The following is a 24,743-nucleotide window of genomic DNA, read 5'->3' as shown; positions in this document are numbered from 1 at the left end:
CTCCTCAGCAGCCGTTGTACTCGTTCGTCCAGAGGCGGCCCTCGGCCGCGTCCGCCTTCTCCTCCAGGATCTTCAGCCTGAGCATGACATCGAGCGTGCGCTGGACGACCGCCGGGTCGAAGCAGCCCCGGTCCGACAGCGCGGAGGACATCGCCTTGACCGTGCGCAGCACCGTCGCCTGGTCGCTGCTGCCCAGGTCGTCCATGATCTGGGCGGCCACCGCGTCTGGCTGCTGCTTGACCTTGACGGTCGCCTGCGCCAGCACGCGGCTGAAGGCGGCCGCGGTCCCGGCGTTCTCCCCGGCCCACTGGCGCGAGGTGGCCCAGGCGGTGTAGTCGAACCTGTCCAGCTCCGGCACCTCGCCCTTGGGCCCGTCGATGAGCACCACGCCGAAGCCCTTCTCCGCGGCCACGTACGGGGTCGGCGGCGACAGGTGGTAGGCGTCGATCTGGCCCTTCTCCAGCGCGGCCAGCAGCGCGGACCCGCCGCCGAGCGGCACCAGCTCCACGTCCCGCTCCGGGTCCAGGCCGACCGAGCCGAGGTAGTAGCGCATGTACGTGTCGGTGGGGGAGCCCGGCGAGGTGATGCCGATCTTGAGGCCCCGGAGCGCGCCCAGCCGGTCGCGCAGCGGCGAGGCCGCGGTGACGTTCTTGCGCTCGGCCACCTCCTTGCGCATGACCAGCGTGAGCGTCACCCGGTTGAGTATGTCGTGCGCCATGACCACCGAGTCGTCGCCCGCCCTGCTCAGCTCGGCCAGGTCCTCGAAGCCGACGTCGGCGTACTGGGCCTGGCCGGAGGCGAGCGCGGCGATGCTGTCGTTGCCGCTCTCCACCTCCACGATCTCGACCGTGAGCCCCTCCTTGGCGAACAGGCCGTCGTCCTTGGCGACGTACAGGGCGGAGAGGAACACGTTCGGCGCGGACGCGATCGTGATCCTCTTCGCCTCCTGCGCCGGCTCCGCCGCGCCCCCGCACCCGGCCACCGCGGCGAGCAGCACCGCGGCCGTTCCTGATCGGGCTCTCATGAGACCTCCTCACCGCGCAGCCGGACCTCCGGCCGCCAGCGCAGCACGCGGGACAGGGGACGCAGGGCCAGCGACAGGAGCAGGACGATCGCGGCCAGCACGATCGTGCCCGCGATCACCCCAGCGGTCTGGTACCGCCCGGCCGCCGCCCTGGTCAGGTAGCCGATGCCGCGGTTGGAGGCGATGAACTCGCCCACCACCGCGCCGATCATCGCGGCGGGCAGCGTGACGCGGAAGGCCGCCAGCACGTACGGCAACGCGCCCGGCAGCAGCACCGACCGCATCGTCACCCACCGGTCGCCGCCCAGCACGCGGGTGACGTCGATCAGGCCCTGCGGCACCTGCCTGATGCCCTCGACGGTGTTGATGAAGACGACGAAGAACACGAAGTACGCGGCCAGCACGATCTTGGGCGCCAGCCCGATGCCGAACCAGAGGATGAACACCGGCCCGAGCGCCACCGCCGGCACCGAGTACGCGATGAGGAAGTACGGCTCCACCACCCGGTAGGCCACCCGGCGCAGCGCCAGCGGCCAGGCCAGCAGCACCCCGAGCAGTGCGCCCGCCAGGAAGCCGAGCGCGGTCGAGGTGAGCGTGAACCGCGCGTGGAACCAGAAGTCCGCCGAGACCGCCCACTCGGCGAGCCGCTCCGCGACGGCGGACGGGGTGCTGACGAAGAACGGCCGGACGAGGGTGCCGGAGGCGAGGTCCCAGGCGGCGACGGCTCCCGCCGCCAGCCCGATCCGGCCCGCCCACACGACCGCCCGCCGGGCCCTGCGGCGGCGCGCATGCCTGGCCACCTGCTCGCCGAGCACCCGCTCGCCCGCGCTCATCCGTGCGGCCTCTGCGCGCACCACGGCAGGGCCCGTGACTCCACGGCCCTGATCACCGCGTTGACCAGCATCACCAGCACGGCCACCACCACGATCCCGGCGAACACGGTCGCCGTCTCGAACTGGCGCGACGACCGTACGATGAGGAAGCCCAGCCCCTGGGCCGCCGCGATGAACTCGCCGAGGATCGCGCCGACCATGGCCCGCGAGAACGTCAGCCGGATGCTCGCCACCACGGCGGGCGCCGCGCCGGGCAGCACGACCGTCCGCACCAGCCTCGCTCCCCGCGCCCCCATCACCCGCGACACCTCCACCAGCCCCGGGCTGATGCCGCGCACCCCCGCCACGGTGTTGGCCAGCACGATCAGGAACACCATCAACGCCGCCAGCAGCACCTTCGGCAGCACCCCGAGCCCGAACCACATGATGAACATGGGCGCCAGCGCGATCTTCGGGATCGAGTAGAACGCCGCCAGGAACGGCCCCGCGATCTCGTCCAGCACCGGCACCGCCACCAGGACCAGCGCCGCCGCCAGCCCCACCGCGATGCCGATGAGGTAGCCCGCGCCCGCCTCGCCCAGCGTCACCCCGATGTGCCCCCACAGCTCACCGTCGAGAACGAGCTCGGCCAGGCGGGCCGCCACCTCCGACGGGGAGCTGACGTAACGGCGCTCGACGACCAGCGGCGCCCCGAACTCCCAGAGCACCAGCAGCGCCACCCCCAGCAGGACGATCCCGGACCGCACCAGCAGCCGCTCCCTGGCGGCGGCCGCCCGGGACCGGCCCGCGGCCCGCGCGAGCACCTGTGCCGTGGCGTGCTCCGTGGTCCCGCGGGCGTCCCTGATCGTCATGTCGCCGCGATCTCCATGCGGATGTCGTCCCACAGCGCGTCGTAGAGCTGCCTGAACTGCGGGACGTCGTGGATGTGGAAGACGTCCCTGGGGCGGGGCAGCCGCACCTCGTACTCCCGCTTGATGCGGCCGGGGCGGCAGGTGAACGTGATGATCCGGTCGCTCAGCGCGATGGCCTCGACGAGGTCGTGGGTGACGAACAGGACCGTCGGCCGCTTCAGCTCCCACAGCTTGAGCAGCTCGTCCTGGAGGATCACCCGGGTCTGCGCGTCCAGCGGGCCGAACGGCTCGTCCATGAGGACGACGTCGCTGTCGTACGCGAGCGTGCGCACGATCCCGGCCCGCTTGCGCATGCCGCCGGACAGCTCGTGGGGGTAGTGGTTCTCGAAACCCTTGAGCCCGACCAGCTCGACGAACTCCTGAGCCCTGCGGCGCCGCTCGGCCTTGGGGACGCGGCGCAGCTCCAGGCCGTACTCGACGTTGCGCAGCATCGAGCGCCACGGCAGCAGGTTGTCGTCCTGGGTGATGTAGCCGACCTCGGTGTTGATGCCGGTCACCGGCCTGCCGTGGTGCACCACCCGCCCGGCGGACGGCTGGATCAGGCCGGCGAGGAGGTTCAGCACCGTGGACTTGCCGCACCCTGACGGGCCGACCAGGCTGACGAACTCGCCGGGCCGCGCGTCGAAGCTCACGTCCTCCAGGGCCAGCAGCGGCTGCGCGGACCGTCCCCGAGGGACGAACGCCTTGTAGACGGCCTCCAGGCGGACGGCCGCTGCCTGATCTGCCATGCCTATCAGCTCCATACCGGATACCGAAGATGGTAGACCGTCTACCGGCGAGATCAAGGTGTCAGCCGGCTCACCTGGCCAGGAGGTCCCGCAGCGCCTTCACCACCTCCGCCGGAGCCTCCTCGGCCATGAAGTGACCGCAGGACACCGTCCGGTGCTCCAGATCCGCTGCCCAGGCCCGCCACCTCCCGGCCGCGTCGAACCCGAGCGCCGCGCCCCAGTCCTGCTGGAGCACCGTCACCGGCATGGTGAGCTTGTTGCCCGCCTCGCGGTCGGCTTCGTCGTGCTCCACGTCTACTGTCGCCGTCGCCCGGTAGTCGGCCACGATCGACGGGACGGCCTCGCGCGACGCCTTCAGGTACGCGGCGCGCACATCGGCCGGGATCGCGTTCGGGTCGTTGGCCCACAGGTCGAGGAAGTACCCGAAGAACGCGTCCGCCGCCCCGCTGATCATGGCTTCCGGCAGGCCGGGCGGCTGGGCCATCAGGTACAGGTGGAACCCGACGGCGGCCGAGCGGCCCTGCATCACCTCCCAGGAGTCCAGCGTCGGGAGCACGTCCAGGGAGGCCAGGTGCGTGATGACGTCCGGGTGGTCGAGCCCCGCCCTGACGGCGACCAGCGCGCCCCGGTCGTGCCCGGCCAGCGCGAAGCGGTCGTGCCCCAGCGCTCTGGCCAGGGCGACGACGTCGGCGGCCATCGTGCGCTTGGAGTACGCCAGCCCGTCGGTGTCGGCGGGCTTGTCGCTGTCGCCGTAACCGCGCAGGTCCGGGCAGATGACGGTGTGGTCGGCGGCCAGGTCGGCGGCGACGTGCCGCCACATGAGGTGGGTCTGCGGGAAGCCGTGCAGCAGCACGACGGGGCTGCCCGAGCCGCCTACGGCGACGTTGAGCGCCACCCCGTCGGCGACGGTGACGCGGCGCTGGGTGAATCCGGTGATCTGCGGTGTCATGGTTCTCGGTTCTCCTTCTCGGTTACCGGCACCCACACCCTGCCGCCGGGCGATCAGCGCCTGGTCAGCGACGGCTCAGCCGCCTGACCAGGCAGCACGTACGGGCGGATAGGTTTGGTGATGCGATGGTGACTTTCGGGGTGCTCGGCCCGCTGACGGCCGAGAACGAGCACGGCCCGGTGCGGCTCAAGGGCCCGCGCCACCGCGCCGTCCTCGCCAGGCTGCTGGTCGCCAGGGGGCGGGTCGTCCCGGTGTCCTGGCTGATCGGCGACCTGTGGGAGTCGCCCCAGGAAGGCGCGCTCGGCGCCGTGCAGACCTTCGTCGGAGCACTCAGGAAGGCACTCGAACCCGGCCGCCCGCCCCGCACCCCCTCCCGCATCCTCGTCACCTCCCCGCCCGGCTACGCGCTGCGCGCCGAGCCCGGGGCGGTGGACGCCTGGCGCTTCGAAGCCGCGGTCACGGACGCCTCCCGCCTGCTCGCCGACGGCGCCGCCGGCCAGGCCCACACCCTGCTGGACACCGCCCTGGGGCTGTGGCGGGGGCCCGCGTACGCCGAGTTCGCCGAGCTGGACTGGGCGCGGGGCGAGGCCGCCCGCCTGGACGAGCTGCGCCTGCTCGCCGTCGAACGCCGCGCCGAGGCGGCTCTGGCCCGCGGGCTCGCGGCCGAGTCGGTGCCCGATCTGGAGGCGCACGTCGCGGGGCATCCGCTGCGCGAGGACGGGTGGCGGTTGCTGGCGCTCGCGTTGTACCGGGCGGGGCGGCAGGGGGATGCGCTGGGGCAGCTGCGGCGGGCCAGGGGGGTGTTGCGGCGGGAGCTGGGGGTGGATCCGGGGGAGGGGCTGCGGCGCCTCGAATCCGACATCCTCACCCACGCCCCGCACCTCATCCCCACCCCACCCCCGCACCTGCCGTCCACCGCGCCGTCCGCTGTGCCCTCGCCCGGGGACGGCTTCCCGCCCGCGCCCGAAGCCGGTCCCGCGCCGGAAGGCGGTCCCGCGCCTGGAGGCGGCTCCGCGCCTCAAGGCAGCCGCTCGTTCGGCGGCGGACCTTCGCCTTGGGCGGGCTACTCGTCGGCGTCCACGAACACCGGCCCGCCGGCCTCACCGTCCGGTCACGTGGCGGGGCCGCCGTCCGGCCGCCCGGTCGCCCTTCCCACCGGTCGGGCAGGGGAGGCGGTGTTCGGTGAGCACCCGTTCGTGGGGCGGGCCGCCGAGCTGGCCGAGCTGGAAGGGGTGGCGGCGGACGTCACGACGGCGGGGCGGGCGCGGCTGGTGCTGGTGTCCGGTGCGGCGGGCGCAGGCAAGACGGCGCTGGCCGGGACGCTGGCCCGCCGCCTGGAAGCCAACGGCTGGACCGCCGCCTGGGGCGCCAGCCCGGAACTGCAAGGCGCCCCCTCGGCCTGGCCCTGGACCCAGATCCGCGAGCGCCTCGCCACGGCCGGGCAGGCGTCGCCGGGCGGCCAGGCGCCTACAGCCGACCGCACGTCGTCGGTCGGGCCCGCGTCGTCGGTCGGGCCCGCGTCGTCGGTAGGGCACGCGTCGTCGGTAGGGCACGCGTCGTCGGTAGGGCACGCGTCGTCGGTAGGGCACGCGGGCGTCGATGAGCCTGATGAGGCCGGCGGGGACGGGTCGCTCGCCACCCGCTTCAAGCGCCACCACGCCATCGCCGCCTACCTGGCCGCCGTCGCCGAGCGCGCCCCGCTCCTCCTGGTCTTCGACGACCTCCACTGGGCGGACGAGGAGACCCTGGCCCTGCTCACCACGCTGGCCACCGGCCTGGGCGCGGCACCCGTGCTCATCCTCGGCACCTACCGCTCCACCGAGATCTCAGCCGGCCTGGCGGAGGCGCTGGGCAGGGCGGCTCGCGCCGAGCCGGCCCGCGTCTACCTGGGCGGCCTCACCCAGCCCCAGGTCCGCGAGCTGGTCCAGGCCATCACCGGCCGCACGACGAGCGACGGCGACGCCCGTACGATCCACACGCGCAGCGCGGGCAACCCGTTCTTCGTCAGGGAGCTCACCCGCCTGTGGGAGAGCGAGGGCGACGCCGCCCTGCACGCCACCGTTCCCGCCGGGGTCCGGGACGTCATCCGCCACCGCCTGGCGGGCCTCACGGAGACGGCGCGTACGCACCTGCGGCAGGCCGCCGTCCTCGGCCAGGAAGTCGAGCTCGACGTGCTGATCTCGCTGGCCGGCGACGAGGAACAGGTGCTGGAGTCGGTGGAGTCGGCCCTGCTGGCGGGGTTCCTGGTCGAGCAGGACGCCGACCGGCTGCGGTTCGCGCACGCGCTGGTGCACGAGACGCTCTACGACGACGTCACGCGGGCCCGCCGCGTCCGCTGGCACGCCAGGGCGTCCGAGCTCGTCGAACGGATCCGTCCCGGCGACGTGGAGACCATCGCCTACCACTGCATGCGCGCGGAAGGCCGGGCCGGCGCCACCCGCACCGCCCACTACACGCGGGCGGCGGCCCGGCGCGCGGAGGCCAGGTCCGCCCCGCACGAGGCGGCCCGGCTGTGGCGCGCCACCCTCACGGCCCTCGACCACACGCCCGGCCCACCCTCGTCCGACGGCCATGCCTCGCCCGGCCCCATCACGACCACCCCCGGCCCGGGCGATCCCGGCCCGCTCGGTCACGACCTGATGGGCCGCGATGCGATGGGCTGTGACGCGCTCGGTCACGGACCGGTCGGCGGTGGTGGCGGGGCGGATAGGCGGCTGGAGGCCGTCATGGGGCTGGTCAGGGCGTTGGCGGTGATCGGGGAGCTGCACGAGTCGCGGCGGTACCGGGCCGAGGCGGTGGACGCGGCGGAGGCGCTCGGGGACCCGGTGGTGACGGCCGGGGTGATCGGCTCGTTCGACGTGCCCGCCATCTGGACCGCCAACGACGACCCCGCCCTGTCCGCCCGCCTCGTCGCCGCCGCCGAGCGCACCCTGGCCGCCCTGCCTCCAGGCAGGCACGACAGCAGCCGCACGCCGGCCGCCCTGCCTCCAGGCGGATACGACGCCGAGCGCGCCCGGCTCCTGATCACCATCGCCATGGAACGGCGCGCCGACCCCGGCCCGCGCGGTGATCAGGCGGCGCGGGAGGCCGAGGGCATCGCCCGCCGCCTGGGCGACCGCACCCTGCTCGCCTACGCGCTCAACGGCCGGTACATGCAGACGTTCCAGCGGGCCGGGCTCGCGCCCGAGCGGGCCGCGATCGGGGAGGAGCTCGTCGGGCTGGCCGCCGGGCACGACGGGCTGGTGACGTTCGAGGTGCTGGGGCGGCTGATCCTGGTCCAGTCCGCGGCCGCGCTCGCCGACCTGGAGGCCGCCGACCGGCACGCGGCAGCGGCCGACCGGCTGGCGGAGCGGTACGACCTCCCGCTGGTCGGCGTGTTCACCACCTGGTACGCGGCCCTCCGCCGCACCATCACGGGCGACGGCGGCAAGGACGCGGCCCGCTCGGCGTACCGCGCGGCCGCGGCCCGGCTCGGCGGCACCGGGATGCCCGGTGTGGAGGCCGGCCTGCTGCCACTCGCCCTGCTGTGCCTGGAGCTGGGTGATGGCGACGGGCAACAGCCGGTGGATGCTGATTGGGGGCCGTACGGAAGCTGGGTCCGCCCTCTGGCCCTGCTCGCCCAAGGACGTCACGCGGAGGCCGGCGCGATCCCCGACTCCCCGCGCGACCTGCTGTTCGAGGCGAGGACGTGCCTCCACGCCATGACCGCGATCGCGACGGCCGACCGCCCGACGATGGAACGCCTCTACGACCGCCTGCTCCCCGCGGAGGGAGAGCTGGCCGGTGCGGGAAGTGGCCTGCTCACCCTGGGCCCCGTCGCCCAGTACCTCGGCCGTCTGGCCACCGCCCTGGGACGGCACAGCCGCGCCGCCGAGCACTTCCGCCAGGCCGAGGCGCTGGCCCGCAAGGCCGGGTCGCCGCACTGGGCCGAGGCCGCCCGCCGCGGCCGGGACGCCCTCCCCGACGAGGGCCGTTCCGCATAACCAGGAAAGCGACATACCACCCGCAACAGGCACGCACAACCCAGACCTGTAGTCTGCATGTCGACGCGGGACGCCGGAGCCGGCCGATGCCGGCCGCTCGACGCGATGCCCCTCATGACGGCGCCTCACCCATGTTTCCGAAAGTTTCGGGAAATTTGTCGCCCCGCCAGACCCGAACGAGCCCGTGACGAGCGCGGACCGTTCGCGGGCGGGATCTGCAACATAGCAGGTTGGCCCCACTCTTGACACGATTCAATGGTCCCCTTATGTTGCCGCAATATTAAAGAGATCTGCTTGAAAGTTTCGGCGTCACCCCGCGTAACACCCCCCGCTCTGGCCGCGGACGGCGCCGTCATGGCCGAAGGGATGGCATGAGGGGCCAGGAACCAATCGACACGCGCTCGGCGTCCGGCGAGAGCGAGCCGTGGCGCGACGCCCGGCTGACACCCGCCGAGCGGGCCGACGCGCTCATCCCGCTCATGACCCTCGAGGAGAAGATCGCCCAGCTCGTCGGGGTGTGGGTCGGTGCCGACGCATCGGGGGGCGGCGTCGCTCCGCACCAGACGGACATGGGCGCGGGCCCCGAGTGGGACGACGCCATCCGGCAGGGCCTGGGCCAGCTCACGCGCCCGTTCGGGACGGCGCCGGTCGACCCGGTCGCGGGGGCCCGCTCGCTGGCCGCCTCGCAGGCCGAGATCGTCAGGGCCAGCCGGTTCGGGATCCCGGCGCAGGTGCACGAGGAGTGCCTGACGGGCTTCGCGGCCTGGCGGGCGACGGTGTACCCGGCGCCGCTGAGCTGGGGCGCCTCCTTCGACCCCGAGCTGGTGGAGCAGGTCGCGGCGCAGATCGGCAGGTCCATGCGCCGCGCGGGCATCCACCAGGGCCTGGCCCCGGTGGTGGACGTGACCAGGGACTACCGCTGGGGCCGTACCGAGGAGACGATCGGCGAGGACCCGTACCTCGTCGGCACGCTCGGCGCCGCGTACGTGCGCGGCCTGGAGGGCGCCGGCATCGTCGCCACGCTCAAGCACTTCGCCGGCTACTCCAACTCGCGCGGCGGCCGCAACCTGGCGCCGGTCGCGATGGGCCCGCGGGAGCTGGCGGACGTGCTGCTGCCGCCGTTCGAGATGGCGCTGCGCCTGGGCGGCGCCCGCTCCGTCATGAACTCCTACGCCGAGATCGACGGCATGCCGGTGGCGGCCGACGAGAGCATCCTGACCGGGCTGCTGCGCGACGAGTGGGGCTTCGAGGGCACCGTGGTCGCCGACTACTTCTCGGTCCGGTTCCTGGAGCGCCTGCACAAGGTCGCCGCCGACGGCGGTCAGGCCGCCGGGCTGGCGCTGAAGGCCGGGATCGACGTCGAGCTGCCCACGGTGGACACGTTCGGCGCGCCGCTGGTCGACGCGGTCAAGGCCGGGTCTGTTGACGAGGCGCTGATCGACCGCGCGCTGCGCCGCGTGCTCGTCCAGAAGGCCGAGCAGGGCCTGCTCGACGAGGGCTGGCAGCCGCTGCCCGGCCCGGCCGAGGACGTGCGGCTCGACGACGAGGAGAGCCGGGAGCTGGCCCTGCGGCTGGCCCGCGAGGCGATCGTCCTGCTGCGCAACGACGACGCCGCCCTCCCGCTGAACCCCGCCGCGAAGGTGGCGCTCATCGGCCCCGTCGCCGACGACCCGATGGCGATGCTGGGCTGCTACGCCTTCCCCAACCACGTGGGCCCGCACCCCGAGCAGGGACTCGGGCTCGAACTGCCGACGCTGCGCGAGTCGCTCGCCGCGCTGGTCCCCGGCCTCGCCCACGCCCGGGGCTGCGCGATCACCGGCGCCGACACCGGCGGCTTCGCCGAGGCGGTCGAGCTGGCGGCGAGCAGCGACGTGGTCGTGCTGGCCGTCGGCGACCGGGCCGGGCTGTTCGGGCGCGGCACCTCCGGCGAGGGCTGCGACGCCACCGACCTGCGCCTGCCCGGCGTGCAGGCCGACCTGGTGCAGGCCGTGCTCGCGACCGGCACCCCGGTCGTGCTGGTGCTGCTGGCCGGCCGCCCGTACGCGCTGGGCGACGAGGTGGCCGCGGCCAAGGCCGTGCTGTACGGGTTCTTCCCCGGCCAGCGCGGCGGCCAGGCCCTGGCCGAGGTGCTGACCGGCGCCGTGAACCCGACCGGCCGCCTGCCCGTCAGCGTGCCGCGCGACGCGGGCGGCTTGCCTGCGACGTACCTGGCCCCGCCGCTGGGCCGCCGCTCCGAGGTGTCGTCGGTGGACCCGACGCCCGCGTACCCGTTCGGGCACGGCCTGAGCTACACCACCTACGAGTGGAGCGACGCGAGCGCCGGCGCGGCCGAGTGGGCGGTGGACGGCGAGGTGACCGCCGCGGTCACGGTCCGCAACACGGGGGAGCGCGGCGGCGCGGAGGTCGTGCAGCTCTACCTGCACGACCCGGTCGCGCAGACGACCAGGCCGGTGGTCCGCCTGATCGGCTACGCCCGCGTCCCGCTGGAGCCGGGCGAGTCCGCGCGGGTCACCTTCACCGTCCCGGCCGACGTCACGTCGTTCACCGGGGCGAACGGCCGCCGCGTCGTCGAGCCGGGCGACGTCGAGCTGCGCCTCGGCCGCTCGTGCGCGGACGCCGTGGCGACCCTGCCGCTGCGCCTGACCGGCCCCGAGCGCGAGGTCGGCCACGGGCGGCACCTCCTGGCGCCGGCGCACATCGACCGCAACCCCCCGGAGGGCCGAGGATGAGCACATCCGAGACGCTGACTGTCGGCACGGCACGCGAGCCCGAACCAGAGCCCGCCCCGAAGAGCCATCGGCGCAAGGGCGGCAGCTCCTGGGGCCGCGCGCTGCGCCGCGACTGGCAGCTCTACTCGCTGGCCGTCCTGCCGCTGCTGTTCTTCCTGATCTTCCGGTACGCGCCGATGATCGGCAACGTCATCGCCTTCAGGAAGTTCGAGCCCGGCGGCAACCTCTTCGGTGAAGAGTGGGTGGGCCTGCGCTACGTGAAGCTGTTCCTGAACGACCCCACGTTCTGGAACGTGTTCACCAACACGCTGATCCTCGGCGGGCTGACCCTGCTCTTCTGCTTCCCGCTGCCGATCGTGCTGGCCCTGCTGCTCAACGAGGTACGGCGGCGCGCGCTCCAGCGGTTCCTGCAGTCGGTGACGTACCTGCCGCACTTCCTGTCGATCGTCATCGTGGCCGGTCTCGTCATGCAGATCACCTCGATCGACGGGCCGATCAACGCGTTCCTGGGCTACATCGGCAGCGAGAAGATCTCGTTCATCCAGGACCCGGACTGGTTCCGGACGATCTACGTCGGCTCGGAGGTCTGGCAGACCGTCGGCTGGGGCACGATCCTCTACCTCGCCGCGCTGACCACCATCGACGACCAGCTCTACGAGGCCGCGAGGATGGACGGCGCCGGCCGGTGGCGGCAGATCTGGCACGTGACGCTGCCGGGCATCCGGCCCACGGCGGTCACGCTGCTGATCCTCAACATCGGCACGTTCATGGCGGTGGGCTTCGAGAAGGTCTTCCTGCTGTACAACCCGCTGACGTACCCGACCGCCGACGTGATCTCGACGTACGTGTACCGGATGGGCCTGGAGGCGAGCAACTTCAGCTACGCCGCCGCGATCGGCCTGTTCGAGGCGCTGGTCGGCCTGGTGCTGATCCTCTCGGCCAATGTGATCTCCCGCCGCACAGTTGGGACGAGCCTGTGGTGACAACGCATGACATGACCCGGGGCTACCGCGTCTTCCAGTGGTTCAACGGCATCGTCCTGACGCTGGTTGTGGTGGTGACGCTCTACCCGTTCGTCAACATCCTGGCCCGCTCGTTCAGCTCCCAGACGGCCATCAGCGCGGGCGAGGTGAACCTCATTCCCAAGGGGTTCAACCTGACGACGTACCAGATCGTCGCATCCGATCCGATCTTCTGGACGAACTACCGCAACACGGTCATCTATACGGTCGTCGCGACGATCATCGCGATGGTGATGACGACGTCCTACGCGTACGTGCTGTCCAAGAAGCACCTCAAGGGCCGCAAGTTCCTCGTCGGCGTCGCGGTCTTCACCATGTTCTTCTCCGGCGGCCTGATCCCGAACTACGTGCTGATCACCAGTCTCGGGATGAAGAACTCGATCTGGGCGATCGTCCTGCCCAACGCCATCAGCGTGTTCAACCTCCTGGTCATGAAGGCGTTCTTCGAGAGCCTTCCGCAGGACCTGGAGGAGGCCGCCGCCATCGACGGCCTGAACACCTACGGCATCCTGTGGCGGATCGTGCTGCCGCTGTCGAAGGCGGTCATCGCCACGATGATCCTTTTCTATGCGGTCTCGTTCTGGAACTCCTGGTTCGGGGCGTTCCTGTACATGGACCGTTCTGACCTGTTCCCCGTGACGGTCTACTTGCGCAACCTCATCGCCGGCGCGACCGGCGCGGACTCCTACGGCGCTGCGGCCGCCGAGGTGACGCAGATCGGGGCCAACATCCAGTCGGTGACGATCGTGCTCACCGTCCTGCCGATCCTGGTCGTCTACCCGTTCGTCCAGCGCTTCTTCGTCTCCGGCGTCATGCTCGGCGCGGTCAAGGGCTGACCCTCCCGACGCCTCACAACCCCCAGAAAGGAATCCCCCCATGCGCGCAATCTCGCGGCGTCAGGCGATCCTCGGCCTCAGCGCCTTCGCCGGCCTCGCCCTGACCGCCTGCGGCAGCGACAGCGAGACCCCGGCCAAGGCCACGGACGCGGCCAACAAGGCCGGCTCGATGGCGTCGTACGGTGTCGGCCAGCAGTTCAAGGCCACCGAGCCGCTCTCGTTCGACGTGCTCTACAACAACCACTCGTTCTACCCGAACAAGCCCGACTGGCTGTTCTGGTCGGAGCTGACCAAGCGCACGAACGTCACGCTCAAGCCGGTCGAGGTGCCGCTCAGCGACTACGAGAAGAAGCGCGGCCTGCTCATCGCCGCAGGCGACGCCCCGCTGATCATCCCGAAGACCTACCACCCGCAGGAGGAGGCGTTCGTCTCGTCCGGCGCGATCCTCCCGGTCAGCGACTACTTCAACCTGATGCCCAACTTCCAGGACAAGGTCGCCAAGTGGCAGCTCCAGCCGGAGCTGAACTCGATCATGCAGACGGACGGCAAGATCTACCTGCTGCCCGGCCTGCACGAGGCCGCCTGGGCCGACTACTCCTTCGCGGTGCGCACCGACATCCTCGAGAAGCTGAAGCTGGAAGTCCCCAAGACGCTGGACGACTTCTACAACATGCTCAAGGCGATGAAGGCCGAGTACCCCGACCTCTACCCGATGACCGACCGCTGGGGCGTGCCCACGCCCGGCGGCAACCTGATCAAGCTCATCGCGCAGGCGTACGGCACCAAGGGCGGCTGGGAGTACCAGCACGCGGTGTTCGACGCCGCCCAGGGCAAGTTCGTCTACACCGGCGCCATGCCGCAGTACAAGCAGGCGATCGAGTACCTGAACAAGCTGGTGAAGGAGAAGCTGCTCGACCCCGAGAGCTTCACCCAGCAGGACGAGGCCGCCAAGCAGAAGTTCATCTCCGGCAAGTCCTTCGTGATCAGCACGAACGCGCAGGTGCTGATCAACGACTACCGGGGCCCGCTGACCGAGAACAACAAGGACGCCAAGATCGTCAAGATCCCGGTGCCGACCGGCCCGGCGGGCGACTACAAGGTCGCCACCCGCCTGGAGAACGGCATCATGATCTCCAAGAAGGCCCTGGAGAACAAGAACTTCGTCGCCATGATGCAGTTCATCGACTGGCTCTGGTACTCCGACGAGGGCCTGGAGTTCGCCAAGTGGGGCGTCGAGGGCACGACGTTCACCAAGGAAGGCGACAAGTACAAGCTGGCCGACGACGTCGACTACGTCGGCCTCAACCCCGGCGCGCCGAAGCACCTGCAGAAGGACTTCGGCTTCGGCAACGGCGTGTTCGCCTACGGCGGCCCCACCAAGCTGCTCCAGTCCACGTTCTCGGACGAGGAGATGGAGTTCCAGAACGTGATGAACGCCAGGAAGACGTGGCCCGTCGAGCCGGCCGCGCCGCTCAGCGAGGAGGAGCGCGAGCAGGTCTCGCTCTGGGAGACGCCGCTGAAGGACCACGTCACCCAGAACACCCTCAAGTTCATCCTCGGCGAGCGCGACCTGAGCGAGTGGGACGCCTACGTCAAGGAGCTGGAGGCCAAGAACTCCACCCAGTACGTCACCCTCGTGAACGGCGCCTACGAGCGGTTCAAGAAGGCGCACGGCGGCTGATTCCCCCTCAGGCCGGGCCGTCCCCTCCTGCCGGGGGCGGCCCGGCCGACCTCTTTCCAAGGACTGATCCATGCGCAACCTCGTCCCCGGCGAGCCCTCCGGGCGGCTGTCCGACGCCTGGCGCTTCTGCGTCGGCACCGGACGCTTCGACCTCGCGCTGCGGCGCGACTACCAGGACTCGCTGGCGCTCGCCCAGCGGGAGATCGGCTTCCGGTACATCCGCGGCCACGGCCTGTTCAGCGACGGCGCCGGCGTGCACCGCCCCTACGAGTACGGCGGCGAGCGGCACGTCCGGCACTCGTTCACGTACCTGGACCAGGTCCTCGACGCCTACCTGGAGCTGGGCATCGAGCCCTTCCTGGAGCTGGGCTTCATGCCGTCGGGCCTGGCCTCGGGCGAGCAGACCGTGTTCTGGTGGCGCGGCAACGTCACCCCGCCCAGCTCGTGGCAGGAGTGGGCCGAGCTGGTCAGGGCCACCCTCACCCACCTGATCGACCGCTACGGCCTCGACCGGGTGCGCCGCTGGCCGATCGAGGTCTGGAACGAGCCCAACCTCGAGCAGTTCTGGCAGGGCGCCGACGAGGCCGCCTACCACCGCCTGTACGAGATCACCGCCCGCACGATCAAGGACGTGGACGCGTCGCTCCAGGTCGGCGGCCCGTCCATCTCGCCCGGCTCCGACGAGTGGATGCCGCGTTTCGCCGACTTCGTCACCGCCCGCGACGTGCCGGTGGACTTCCTCAGCCGCCACGCCTACACCTCGGGCCCGGCCCAGCACGTGCCGTTCGGCGTGTACCAGACGATGGCGCCCGCCTCCGGCCTGCTGGAGCAGTTCGCCACCACGCGCCGCCAGCTCGCGGGCGGCCCGCTGGCGGACCTGCCGGTGCACATCACCGAGTTCAACTCCTCCTACCGCCCCGACAACCCGATCCACGACACGGCCTTCAACGCCGCCTACCTGGCCCCCGTCCTGGCCGCGGGCGGCGACCTGGTGGACTCCTTCTCGTACTGGACGTTCAGCGACATGTTCGAGGAGGTCGGGATCCCGACCTCGATCTTCCACGGCGGCTTCGGCCTCTTGACCCACCGGCAGATCAAGAAGCCCACCTACCACCTGTACGCGTTCATGGCCCGCATGGGCGACCAGGTCCTGACCAGGGGCGAGGACCACCTCGTGACCAGGGACTCCACCGGCCGGGTCACCGTGCTGGCGTGGGCTCCGGTGGACGTCACGGGCGGCCCGGCGGTGGCGGGGCACACCGTGCGGCTGGCGGTCCCGATGCCGGGGGACTCCGTCTTCATGCTGCGCTCGTCGGTGAGCGAGGAGCTGGGCAACGCGTGGACGGCCTGGTCCGAAATGGGGCGTCCCCGGTCACCCCACCCCAAGCAGCTCGATATCCTCCGGGAAGCGGCGGAACCGGTCCGCCGCCACCGGAGCCTGCCGGTCACCGGCGGGACGGCCGAGCTCGACCTGACGCTCGACCGCCACGAGGTCACCCTCGTCGAGCTCACCCCGGTGGCGGACGAGACCCCGCCGTGGTGGGACGACCGCCGGCTGCTCGGCCTGGCGGAGGGCACGTGACCGGCGACGGCCCGGGACACCAGGAGAGGGGCACGCGATGAGCGACGTGACGGCCTCACGGAAGTTCGGCACCGGCCCGCTCTCGCGGGTCTCCGCTCTGATCTACACCCTGCTGGTCGTCGAACTGCTCGTGCTGCTCACCGCGGTGCCCGGGCTGGTGGTGCTCGTCCTGCTCGACCGCTCCGCCGGCAACGTGCCGCTGATGGCCGCCTGCCTGCTGCCCGCCGGCCCGGCACTGTCCGCCGCCCTGTACGCGCTGCGCCACCGCGGCAGGGAGCTGACCGAGCTGCGCCCGGCGTCGGCGTTCTGGCGCGGTTACCGGCTCAACTTCGGCGCCGCCATGAAGATCTGGGTCCCCTGGCTGGTGGTGCTGGCCCTGGTCGGGACGAACCTGGGCAACTTCTCGGCCGCCGGGGTGCCGGGCTGGTGGGCGGCGCTGCTGGTCGTCCTGGCGGCGGGCGCCACGCTGTGGGTGGCCAACGCCCTGGTCATCACCTCGCTGTTCGCGTTCAGGGCGGTGGACGTGGCCAAGCTGGCGGCGTACTCGCTGGGCCGCTTCCCCGGCGCCACCCTGGCCAACGCGTGCCTGCTCATCGTGGCCGGCGGCGTCACGGTCGTCGCCACGGAGGCGGCGCTGGCGCTGCTGGCCTCGGTGCTCACGGCGACGCTCCTGTGGAACAGCCGCGCGATGGTCACCGAGGTCCAGCAGCGCTTCACGCGTCAGTAGATGCGCCTGCCGCGGGCGTCCGGCACCCCCGACTTGCGCAGGAAGTAGGCGTTGACCTGGTCGCGCCACTCCTCCGCGCACCGGACCTGCTCGTCGAGCCGCTCCTGGACCCGCGCGTACAGCGCGGGGTCCACGGAGCCCGCCAGCTTCTCCCACGCCAGCCGGATCCCGGCCGCCTCCTCGGCGCCCGCGAAGTGGGTGTCGTAGATGTGCTGGACGACCGTGACGCCGCTGCGCAGCACGTGCTCGTACGGCACGTGGTGGAAGAAGAGCAGCAGCTCGTCGGGGCACTCGGCGAGCGACTCGTACACCTGCGACCACGGCTCCGGGTACTGGCCGGTGTAGCCGGTGCCGGTGGCGCGGGTGCGGTCCACGCCGACGCCGTCGCGGTCGGCGAAGTGGTAGGTGCCCCACGGCGTGTACTCGTACCCGTCCACGTCCGGGCCGTAGTGGTGGCCGGGGCGGACCATGAAGCCGACGCCGAGCGGCGCGGTGTACCGCTCGTAGGTCTCCCAGGAGCCGTCCATCATCTCGTGCAGCGTGCCGCGCACCAGCTCGCCCCCGCCGGGGAACGTCAGGCCGATCCACTCGTCCAGGATCGCCGCCGGGCCGAGCTCGGGGGACCAGGCGAGCCGGCCGAACGCGTACAGGTTGGCCTGGGCCAGCGGGTGGCCCGTCCAGTACGGGTCGTCGCCCACGTTGGAGACCGCCACCAGGCCGCCGCCGGCCGCCACCTCGGCGACCGTGGGCTCGCCCGGCCCCCGGAAGCGGAACCCGAGCACCTCGCTCCACATCGGGCCGAGGTAGCACACGTGCCGCTGCTGGCCGGTGTACTCCTGGGTCACCTGCAGCTCCACCGCGAGCCTGGTGGCCGGCATGGCGCCGATCACGGGGGAGATCGGCTCGCGCGTCTGGAAGTCCATGGGGCCGTACTTGACCTGGAGGATCGCGTTCTCCCTGAACCGGCCGTCCAGCGGGGCGAAATGGTCGTGGGCCGCGCGGGCGCGGTCGGTGGTGCGGTCGCGCCAGTCCTGGCGGTGGTTGTAGACGAAGGCGCGCCAGTACACCACGCCGCCGTGCGGGGCCAGGGCGTCGGCCAGCATGTTCGCGCCGTCGGCGTGGCTGCGCCCGTACGCGAACGGTCCCGGCTGGCCCTCCGAGTCGGCCTTGACCACGTACCCGCCGAAGTCGGGGATCGTCTCGTAGACCCGCTCGGTCGTGCGGGCCCACCACTCGCGCACGGACTCGTCCAGCGGGTCGGCGCTGTCCAGGCCGCCGAGCACGATCGGGGAGGCGAAGCTGACCGACAGGTGCACGCTGATGCCGTACGGGCGCAGCTCGGCCGCGATGGCGGCGACCTCGCCGAGCCGGTCGGTCAGCAGGTGGGCCTCGGCGGTGTGCACGTTCACGTTGTTGATCGCGACCGCGTTGACGCCGGTCGCGGCGAGCAGCCGGCCGTACGCGCGTACCCGGGTGAGGTCCGCCCGCAGCGCGCCGTCCCGCCAGAAGATCGAACCGCCCGAGTAGCCGCGCTCGACCTGGCCCATCACCGGGTGCACGTCGATGTTGTCCCAGTGGTCCAGCATGCGCCTGCGCAGCGCGGGGCGGTGCGCCGTGGCCGGGCGCGCCTCGCCGAACGCCGCCTCGCCGAGCCTGGCCACCTCGAACCAGCCGTACAACAAGCCCGCGGGGTCGTCGGCGAGCACCGCCGTGACGCCGTCCGCCCGGCCCAGCACGAACCCCTCGGCGCCGGGCTCCGGCTCCCGCAACGCCCGCACGGCGGGTGGCAGGTCGCCGGCCGAGGACAGGGCGAGCACGAGGTCGCACGCCTCGCCCGGCGCGGCCACGGCGCCGCCGTGCCGCTCGCAGGCGTCGGCCACCTCGGCCCGCACGGTCGCGGCGAGCGCCGAGTCGTCGCCGAGCACGAGCACGCGGCGCGCGCCGGCGGCGCGGAAGGCCTCGGGAGGCAGCCAGGCCGGATGCACGCCGGGCACATGGGGAACGGTCAAGGGGGCTCCTTAGATCGGTGCGCGGGCGGGGGACGCCGCCCGGTCACGCGCGGCGGCGGAGATGCGCGCACGCAGCGGTTATGCACCAAAATCTATCGGTTCCCGGTGAACCGCCCAGCACCGCCCCGAGCCTGTTCGAGGAGCCGTGCCGGCGCGCCCCCTGGCCCGGCCCTCAGGTGCCGGGGGGCGCGCCCGTTTCACGGAGTCACGCGTAGAGGAAGTAGTAGTAATACTGGCTCTTCCACTCGCAGCGCCAGCCGTCCCACCAGCCTTGGTCATCACCGTAGCTGCCGACTCGCTGACATTCCGAGTATTCCCGGTAGATGCCGTTCAGTGTCTCGGCGTGCGCCGGGGCGGCGCCGATCGACAACGACATTCCGGTGGCCAGAACGGCCGAGACGAGAACCGCGCGTGCCTTGCGCATCAATCCTCCTGCGACGCACCGGATCATGGCGCTCAAGATTATTGCTGACCGGATGCCGGGAAAGATAGTCATCCGCCGCGCAAACCCCGGATTTCATCGCGTCCGCGCGCTGATCCGATCCCATTCGCGCAACGCGGCCGGTGTCCACCGCGCGTGCCGTTCGCGGAAGAGCCGCGCGGCTCGCGCGCCCCGCCAGCCGGCCGGTAGGAGCTCCGCGGGCAGCTCGGGGTCGATGAGCGCGAGATGGCGCCAGTCGTGCACCAGCCGGGTGAACCGGACCAGCGGGTCGCCGAAGGACGGGCGGGTGAACGCCGCGAGGAACGCCTCGTACTCCCGCTCGACCTCGTCGAAGTCCCACGCCTGGCGGACCAGGGCCGACGCCTCGCCGCCCGACAGGTGCTCCGCGACGAAGATCTGCGCCTCATCGCGGACCCCGGCCTCGTCCAGGACCAGCTCGGCCTCCTCGGCCCGGTCGGTGTGCGTGGTGACCCAGGTCCCCGGCGCCGGGTTGCCGAACCCCGCCCGCCGCAGCCGCGTACGCAGCAGGTGCCGGCCCGGCCGGTTCGTCTCCGCGGCCCGCGCCAGGACCACCAGCCAGCGGCCGTCCCAGTCGGGCTGGGTCGCGGTGAAGCGGAGGATGCGTTCGGCGCCCAGCCGCAGGAACTGCTCGAAGGCGGGGCTGAGGCGCCACCACGTGTACCGCCCCTCGCGGCTCGGGCAGAGCCAGCCGTCCGCGGTGGCGCGGGCCAGCGCCTGCCGGCAGGCGTCCTCCTTGACGCCGAAGCGGCCCAGCGCGTCGACGAAGGCCGAGGTGGGCGTGGCCTGGCCGGAAGAGCGTACGCAGCCGCCGAGCAGCGTGATCAGCAGCCCCCGGACACCGCTCGTGCCCGCGGCGAACCGGCGGGACGGAACGGCCTCCGGCAGGTCACCGCTGTTGACCGTCGGCGTGACCCGGCTGTCAGAGCGCATGTGGGGATTGTAGGGGCGGTAACCGCGTCATCGCGGTGTGTTCGGAGAACGCCGTCATTTGACGAACCCTTTGACCGCCGTCACATCCCTGTCATATCGTCACCTCGGCCCGCGGCGATCATCCGAACACCGGAGGCGCACCATGCACGCTCGTAAGCGCACGGCCTCGATCCTCGGCATGGTGCTGACCATGCTGGCCACCCTGGGCGTGTCGCTCGCGCTCTCGCCACCGGCGCACGCCACGCAGGTGTTCACCGACATCGCCTACGCGCCCGCGCAGCCCGCCGGGTCCAGGGGCCACCTGCTGGACCTCTACCTGCCGTCCGGCGGCATCACCCCCCGGCCGCTGCTGATCTGGCACCGCGGCTCGGCGTGGTCGAGCGACGACGGCAAGAGCCGCGCCGACGAGATCGCCGCCGTCTTCAACGCCAAGGGGTTCGCGGTGGCCGGCGTCAGCGTCCGGTCCAGCACGCAGGCGGTCTTCCCGGCCCAGGTGCACGACGTCAAGGCGGCCATCCGGTGGCTGCGGGCGAACGCCGCCACGTACCAGCTCGACCCCAACCGCTTCGCGATGATGGGCGACTCCTCGGGCGGCTGGCTGACCGAGATGGCCACCTTGACCGGCGGCGTCGCGGCGCTGGAGGGCACCGTCGGCACCACCGGCGTCTCCAGCGCCCTGCAGACGGGACTCGCCTTCTACAGCCCGACCGACTTCCTCCAGATGAACGCGCAGAACCTGCCGGGCGGAGGGCTGGACCACGACTCTCCCGTCTCGCCCGAATCCCTCCTGATCGGCTGCGCCATCCAGACCTGCCCCGACAAGGTGGCCCTGGCCAACCCGGTCAACTACGTCGACGCCAACGACCCGCCGCTGCTGTTCCTGCACGGCCAGAGCGACTTCCTGGTGCCGCACGGCCAGAGCGTGCTGCTCTACAACAAGATCAGGACGAGCTGCGGCAACGCCCAGTTCATCTCGATCCCCGGCGCGGACCACGGCATGGCCGACGTCATGGACCCCGCTCGCTTCGGTACCCAGACCACGTACACCACCACCAACTGCGGCAGCACCACCCAGACCGGCACGCCCAACCCCACCTGGGAGACCTTCGAGCGGCACCTGCGCGGCGGGCTCAAGATGGGCACCTCCTGCCAGGTCTCCTACGCCAGAACCACCTGGACCGACGGCTTCACCGGCACCGTCACCATCAGGAACACCGGCACGACCCCCATCGACCGCTGGGTCCTGACGTGGAGCTGGGCGGGCAACCAGCAGGTCACGACCGCCTGGAACGCCACCGTGACCCAGTCCGGCACCCAGGTGACCGCCCGCGACGCCGGCCACAACGCCGTCATCGGCGCCAGCTCCAGCACCAGCTTCGGCTTCGAGGCGACCTACAGCGGGACGAACGCCGTACCCGCCGACTTCAAGCTCAACGGCATCCCCTGCGCCATCACGACCGGCTGAGCCGGGCGCAATTTCGGAAACCGCTCTGGAACCGTCCAGGCCGGGAAACCGCAGCTCGGCCTGGAAAAGTGCAATTCCTAACTCGACACGTTCCGCCGACCGCCGATCACGGAATGACGTCGTCCAGATTTCGGGACGTTATATTGATTTACTCGATCAGCGGCCCTATCCTTTCCTCTGTGCCGATCTGCAGAAATTGCAGAACCTGACAGCTGACTCTCATCCGACCGCCGACTCCGTATTCACGATATTTTCGTCGGCCGGCTGCGTGTGCTCGGCCGAATTTCCATACGAATCGCCGACGGCGAGCTTCCGGGATGTGCGTCGCCCATCCCGCCGCCGTCCCGTTCACGCCGTTCTCCCTGGCGCTCCGCCGCATCGGCGGCGCCCTGCCCTGCCCTGCCGTGCCCGCGGGTGCGGCGATCGTCGACGAGTTAGGGGACGTGTGCGTACATCCAACATGTTCGTCAGGAGCCTCGGCGTCTTCGTGCCGGACATCGTGACCGTCGAGCAGGCGGCCCGGGAGGGCCTGTACCCGGCGGCGGAGATCGAGCGGTTCCAGCAGATCGGGGCGGCGGTCGCCGGCGACGTGCCCGCGCCGGAGATGGCCAGGCGCGCGGTCCTGGACGCCTACGAGCGCTGGGGCGAATCCTCCCCGCGCGAGCTCGACCTCCTGCTCTACCCGTCGGTCTGGCACCAGGGCCCCAACGGCTGGCAGCCCCAGCACTACCTGCAGATGCACCTCCTCGGCGGGCACGTGCCGGCGTTCGAGATCCGGAGCGGCTGCGTCGGCATGATCAGCTCGCTGGAGCTGGCGGCCAGCTACCTTCAGGCCGACCAGCGGCGGGAAACGGCGATGGTGGTCTCCGCGGACAACCACGGCACCCCGCTGGTCGACCGCTGGCGCATGACGCCCGGAGCGGTGATCGGCGACGCCGCGTGCGCGCTCGTCCTCGGCAAGGAGTACGGCATGGCCGAGCTCCTCGCGGTCAACGCGACCACGATCCCGGAGGCCGACGCCGTCAACGACGGCGGCTACCCCCTGTTCCCCCCGGACGCCACCGTCGGGAGGGGGCTGAGCTTCGGCGACCGGCACGAGGAGTTCCGCCAGCGGCTGCTCAAGGCGCACGGAACCGGGATCCACCTGACGATCCAGAAGACGATGATGCAGCAGGTCGAGCAGACCCTGGACGAGGCCGGGATCGGCCTCGCCGACGTCACGCGGGTGGCGTTCCCGCACGGCCGCCGCGAGGACCTGGACGGGCAGATGTCCTGGCTGGGCATCGACGAGGACCAGACGACGTGGGACTACGGGCGGCGCGTCGGCCACTGCGGCGCGGTGGACCAGTTCATCGCCTTCGAGCACCTGATCGCGACCGGCGGGCTCGTGGCCGGCGACCACCTGCTCATGGTCGGGTTCGGCTCTGGGACGTCCGTCGCCGCGGCCGCGTTCCGGGTTCTGTCCACCACTCCCGTCACCAAGGGTTCCGTCACGAGAGGCGCGCACGCATGACCGAGCTCACGCAGCGGCTGGTCGGCTTCATCCAGGAGAACCTCGTCCTGGACGGCGACGACATCAAGGTCGACGAGACCACCCCGCTCCTGGTGTCGGGCCTGCTGGACTCCCTGCGGACGGCGCGGCTGCTGAACTTCCTCAGGAAGGACGTCGGCGTCCCGATCCCCGCGGCGAAGCTCGACCCCGAGAACTTCAGGGACGTCGTGACCATCGTGGCGATGGTCAGGGAACTCGAATCCGTGTAGCCGGGGGCGCAGTCATGCAGTGGGCGGACACGTACATCAGCGGAGTGGGAGCCTTCCTGCCCCGGACCGTCGTCAGCGTCGAGAAGGCCGTCGCCAAGGGCTGGTACCCGGCGGAGGAGGCCGAGCTGCACAACCTGGCAGGGGCGGCGGTGGCCGGTGACGTACCGGCTCCCGAGATGGCCCTGCACGCGGCGCAGAGCGCGCTCAAGCGCAGCGGCCGGTCACCGGCGGACCTCGATCTCCTCCTGTACGCCTCGACGTGGCACCAGGGCCCGGACGGCTGGCCCCCGCATGCCTACCTGCAGCGCCAGCTCGTCGGCGGGGACGTCCTGGCCACCGAGATCCGGCAGGGCTGCAACGGGATGTTCATCGCGCTCGAACTCGCCGCCAGCTACCTGGACGCCGGCTCTGGCCGGCAGGCCGCCCTGCTCGTCGCCGCCGACAACTACGGCACCCCGCTGATGGACCGGTGGCGCATGGGCCCCGGCTACATCGGAGGGGACGCCGCCAGCGCGCTCGTCCTGACGAAGGAGACCGGCTTCGCCCGCCTGATGTCGGTCTGCACCGTGACCGTGCCCGAGGCCGAGGAGCTGCACCGCGGCACCGAGCCGCTGTTCCCTCCCGGCGTCACCGTCGGGCGGCGGATGAGCTTCGGGGCCAGAAACGAGCAGTTCAGGCAGCAGGTCATGCCCCGTGGGGAGGCCACCGCCGCCCTGTTCAAGATCCAGCGGGCGCTGATGGACGTCGTCGAGCGCGCGCTGGCCGAGAGCGGCATCGAGGCCCGCGACCTCACCCGGGTGGCCTTCATGAACTACTCGGAGGAGATCGTCGAACAGCGGTGCATGGCCGCGCTCGACCTGCCCATGTCCCGATCGACCTGGGGCTACGGCCGCACCATCGGCCACTGCGGGGCCAGCGACCAGGTCCTCGCCCTCGACAGGCTGCTGCTGACGGGCGAGCTGGGCCCCGGCGACCACCTGCTGATGCTCGGCACCGGCCCCGGAGTCACCGTCTCCAGCGCCGTGATCAAGATCCTCGACACGCCCGCATGGTCGTGAAACGTCGTCCTCGAAGGGAAACGAACGCGATGGCCGATAGTCCGAGCGGAGT

General features: G+C 71.6%; 19 protein-coding genes. 11 read left to right on the top strand and 8 right to left on the bottom strand.

Annotated features, from left to right (window positions below):
* Positions 1–4 precede the first annotated feature (4 nt).
* The 5 genes from HD593_RS42835 to HD593_RS42815 form a co-directional block, all read right to left on the bottom strand.
* Positions 5–1,024 (bottom strand): ABC transporter substrate-binding protein, encoded by a 1,020-nt coding sequence (locus tag HD593_RS42835; RefSeq protein WP_185108289.1) that lies wholly within the window; start codon positions 1,022–1,024, stop codon positions 5–7.
* Positions 1,021–1,881, bottom strand: a complete 861-nt coding sequence (locus HD593_RS42830) for an ABC transporter permease (protein WP_185108287.1) — start codon at positions 1,879–1,881, stop codon at positions 1,021–1,023. Before HD593_RS42830 ends, HD593_RS42835 begins: the two co-directional genes overlap by 4 nt.
* Positions 1,854–2,708 (bottom strand): ABC transporter permease, encoded by an 855-nt coding sequence (locus HD593_RS42825; protein WP_185108285.1) that lies wholly within the window; start codon positions 2,706–2,708, stop codon positions 1,854–1,856. Before HD593_RS42825 ends, HD593_RS42830 begins: the two co-directional genes overlap by 28 nt.
* Positions 2,705–3,496 carry an ABC transporter ATP-binding protein gene (locus tag HD593_RS42820; protein WP_185108283.1) on the bottom strand — a complete coding sequence of 264 codons (792 nt, stop codon included), beginning with the start codon at positions 3,494–3,496 and terminating at the stop codon, positions 2,705–2,707. Before HD593_RS42820 ends, HD593_RS42825 begins: the two co-directional genes overlap by 4 nt.
* 70 nt (positions 3,497–3,566) lie before the next feature.
* Positions 3,567–4,445, bottom strand: a complete 879-nt coding sequence (locus HD593_RS42815; RefSeq protein WP_185108281.1) for an alpha/beta fold hydrolase — start codon at positions 4,443–4,445, stop codon at positions 3,567–3,569.
* A gap of 125 nt (positions 4,446–4,570) precedes the next feature.
* Here HD593_RS42815 and HD593_RS42805 point away from each other — a divergent pair, with 125 nt between their 5' ends.
* From HD593_RS42805 to HD593_RS42775, 7 genes are all read left to right on the top strand, one after another.
* The gene (locus tag HD593_RS42805; protein WP_221525272.1) at positions 4,571–8,428 is read left to right on the top strand and encodes an ATP-binding protein; all 3,858 of its coding nucleotides are present in this window, start codon (positions 4,571–4,573) and stop codon (positions 8,426–8,428) included.
* Between the two features lie 371 nt (positions 8,429–8,799).
* Positions 8,800–11,157 carry a beta-xylosidase/alpha-l-arabinosidase gene (locus HD593_RS42800; RefSeq protein ID WP_185108279.1) on the top strand — a complete coding sequence of 786 codons (2,358 nt, stop codon included), beginning with the start codon at positions 8,800–8,802 and terminating at the stop codon, positions 11,155–11,157.
* Positions 11,154–12,140 (top strand): ABC transporter permease, encoded by a 987-nt coding sequence (locus HD593_RS42795; protein WP_185108277.1) that lies wholly within the window; start codon positions 11,154–11,156, stop codon positions 12,138–12,140. Before HD593_RS42800 ends, HD593_RS42795 begins: the two co-directional genes overlap by 4 nt.
* On the top strand, positions 12,137–13,015 hold the full coding sequence (locus HD593_RS42790) for a carbohydrate ABC transporter permease (RefSeq protein ID WP_312904126.1): 879 nt from the start codon (positions 12,137–12,139) through the stop codon (positions 13,013–13,015). The genes HD593_RS42795 and HD593_RS42790 overlap by 4 nt, the downstream gene beginning before the upstream one ends.
* A gap of 40 nt (positions 13,016–13,055) precedes the next feature.
* Positions 13,056–14,696 (top strand): ABC transporter substrate-binding protein, encoded by a 1,641-nt coding sequence (locus tag HD593_RS42785; protein ID WP_185108275.1) that lies wholly within the window; start codon positions 13,056–13,058, stop codon positions 14,694–14,696.
* Between the two features lie 70 nt (positions 14,697–14,766).
* The gene (locus HD593_RS42780; RefSeq protein WP_185108273.1) at positions 14,767–16,278 is read left to right on the top strand and encodes a GH39 family glycosyl hydrolase; all 1,512 of its coding nucleotides are present in this window, start codon (positions 14,767–14,769) and stop codon (positions 16,276–16,278) included.
* Positions 16,279–16,315: 37 nt separating this feature from the next.
* Positions 16,316–17,005 (top strand): DUF624 domain-containing protein, encoded by a 690-nt coding sequence (locus tag HD593_RS42775; protein WP_185108271.1) that lies wholly within the window; start codon positions 16,316–16,318, stop codon positions 17,003–17,005.
* Here the strand turns inward: HD593_RS42775 and HD593_RS42770 are convergent.
* The 3 genes from HD593_RS42770 to HD593_RS42760 form a co-directional block, all read right to left on the bottom strand.
* Positions 16,999–19,014, bottom strand: a complete 2,016-nt coding sequence (locus HD593_RS42770; protein WP_185108269.1) for an alpha-glucuronidase — start codon at positions 19,012–19,014, stop codon at positions 16,999–17,001. The two genes, HD593_RS42775 and HD593_RS42770, sit on opposite strands and share 7 nt — an antisense overlap.
* 205 nt (positions 19,015–19,219) lie before the next feature.
* A complete protein-coding gene (locus HD593_RS42765) occupies positions 19,220–19,438 on the bottom strand; it encodes a hypothetical protein (protein ID WP_185108267.1) in 219 nt (72 codons plus the stop codon).
* A gap of 93 nt (positions 19,439–19,531) precedes the next feature.
* On the bottom strand, positions 19,532–20,407 hold the full coding sequence (locus HD593_RS42760) for a PaaX family transcriptional regulator (RefSeq protein WP_185108265.1): 876 nt from the start codon (positions 20,405–20,407) through the stop codon (positions 19,532–19,534).
* A gap of 142 nt (positions 20,408–20,549) precedes the next feature.
* Between HD593_RS42760 and HD593_RS42755 the strand changes: the two genes are divergently transcribed.
* From HD593_RS42755 to HD593_RS42740, 4 genes are all read left to right on the top strand, one after another.
* Positions 20,550–21,872 carry a cellulose binding domain-containing protein gene (locus HD593_RS42755; RefSeq protein WP_185108263.1) on the top strand — a complete coding sequence of 441 codons (1,323 nt, stop codon included), beginning with the start codon at positions 20,550–20,552 and terminating at the stop codon, positions 21,870–21,872.
* A 445-nt stretch (positions 21,873–22,317) separates the two neighbouring features.
* Complete coding sequence (locus tag HD593_RS42750; protein WP_312904124.1) at positions 22,318–23,385, top strand: ketoacyl-ACP synthase III family protein; 1,068 nt, start codon at positions 22,318–22,320, stop codon at positions 23,383–23,385.
* A complete protein-coding gene (locus HD593_RS42745) occupies positions 23,382–23,633 on the top strand; it encodes an acyl carrier protein (protein WP_185108261.1) in 252 nt (83 codons plus the stop codon). Before HD593_RS42750 ends, HD593_RS42745 begins: the two co-directional genes overlap by 4 nt.
* Positions 23,634–23,647: 14 nt before the next feature.
* A complete protein-coding gene (locus tag HD593_RS42740) occupies positions 23,648–24,691 on the top strand; it encodes a ketoacyl-ACP synthase III family protein (protein ID WP_185108259.1) in 1,044 nt (347 codons plus the stop codon).
* Positions 24,692–24,743 lie beyond the last annotated feature (52 nt).

This window comes from Nonomuraea rubra, assembly GCF_014207985.1.
GTDB classification, from domain to species: Bacteria; Actinomycetota; Actinomycetes; order Streptosporangiales; family Streptosporangiaceae; genus Nonomuraea; species Nonomuraea rubra.
Note: the sequence above shows the minus strand (reverse complement) of the source record. Positions and strands in the feature narration are given on the sequence as shown.

What these genes read in the sequence shown, in the direction of transcription:
- HD593_RS42835 (WP_185108289.1), bottom strand. Translation starts at nt 1,024, where the DNA reads ATGAGAGCCCGATCAGGAACGGCCGCGGTGCTGCTCGCCGCGGTGGCC.
- HD593_RS42825 (WP_185108285.1), bottom strand. Translation starts at nt 2,708, where the DNA reads ATGACGATCAGGGACGCCCGCGGGACCACGGAGCACGCCACGGCACAG.
- HD593_RS42820 (WP_185108283.1), bottom strand. Translation starts at nt 3,496, where the DNA reads ATGGCAGATCAGGCAGCGGCCGTCCGCCTGGAGGCCGTCTACAAGGCG.
- HD593_RS42815 (WP_185108281.1), bottom strand. Translation starts at nt 4,445, where the DNA reads ATGACACCGCAGATCACCGGATTCACCCAGCGCCGCGTCACCGTCGCC.
- HD593_RS42805 (WP_221525272.1), top strand. Translation starts at nt 4,571, where the DNA reads ATGGTGACTTTCGGGGTGCTCGGCCCGCTGACGGCCGAGAACGAGCAC.
- HD593_RS42800 (WP_185108279.1), top strand. Translation starts at nt 8,800, where the DNA reads ATGAGGGGCCAGGAACCAATCGACACGCGCTCGGCGTCCGGCGAGAGC.
- HD593_RS42795 (WP_185108277.1), top strand. Translation starts at nt 11,154, where the DNA reads ATGAGCACATCCGAGACGCTGACTGTCGGCACGGCACGCGAGCCCGAA.
- HD593_RS42785 (WP_185108275.1), top strand. Translation starts at nt 13,056, where the DNA reads ATGCGCGCAATCTCGCGGCGTCAGGCGATCCTCGGCCTCAGCGCCTTC.
- HD593_RS42780 (WP_185108273.1), top strand. Translation starts at nt 14,767, where the DNA reads ATGCGCAACCTCGTCCCCGGCGAGCCCTCCGGGCGGCTGTCCGACGCC.
- HD593_RS42775 (WP_185108271.1), top strand. Translation starts at nt 16,316, where the DNA reads ATGAGCGACGTGACGGCCTCACGGAAGTTCGGCACCGGCCCGCTCTCG.
- HD593_RS42765 (WP_185108267.1), bottom strand. Translation starts at nt 19,438, where the DNA reads ATGCGCAAGGCACGCGCGGTTCTCGTCTCGGCCGTTCTGGCCACCGGA.
- HD593_RS42760 (WP_185108265.1), bottom strand. Translation starts at nt 20,407, where the DNA reads ATGCGCTCTGACAGCCGGGTCACGCCGACGGTCAACAGCGGTGACCTG.
- HD593_RS42755 (WP_185108263.1), top strand. Translation starts at nt 20,550, where the DNA reads ATGCACGCTCGTAAGCGCACGGCCTCGATCCTCGGCATGGTGCTGACC.
- HD593_RS42745 (WP_185108261.1), top strand. Translation starts at nt 23,382, where the DNA reads ATGACCGAGCTCACGCAGCGGCTGGTCGGCTTCATCCAGGAGAACCTC.
- HD593_RS42740 (WP_185108259.1), top strand. Translation starts at nt 23,648, where the DNA reads ATGCAGTGGGCGGACACGTACATCAGCGGAGTGGGAGCCTTCCTGCCC.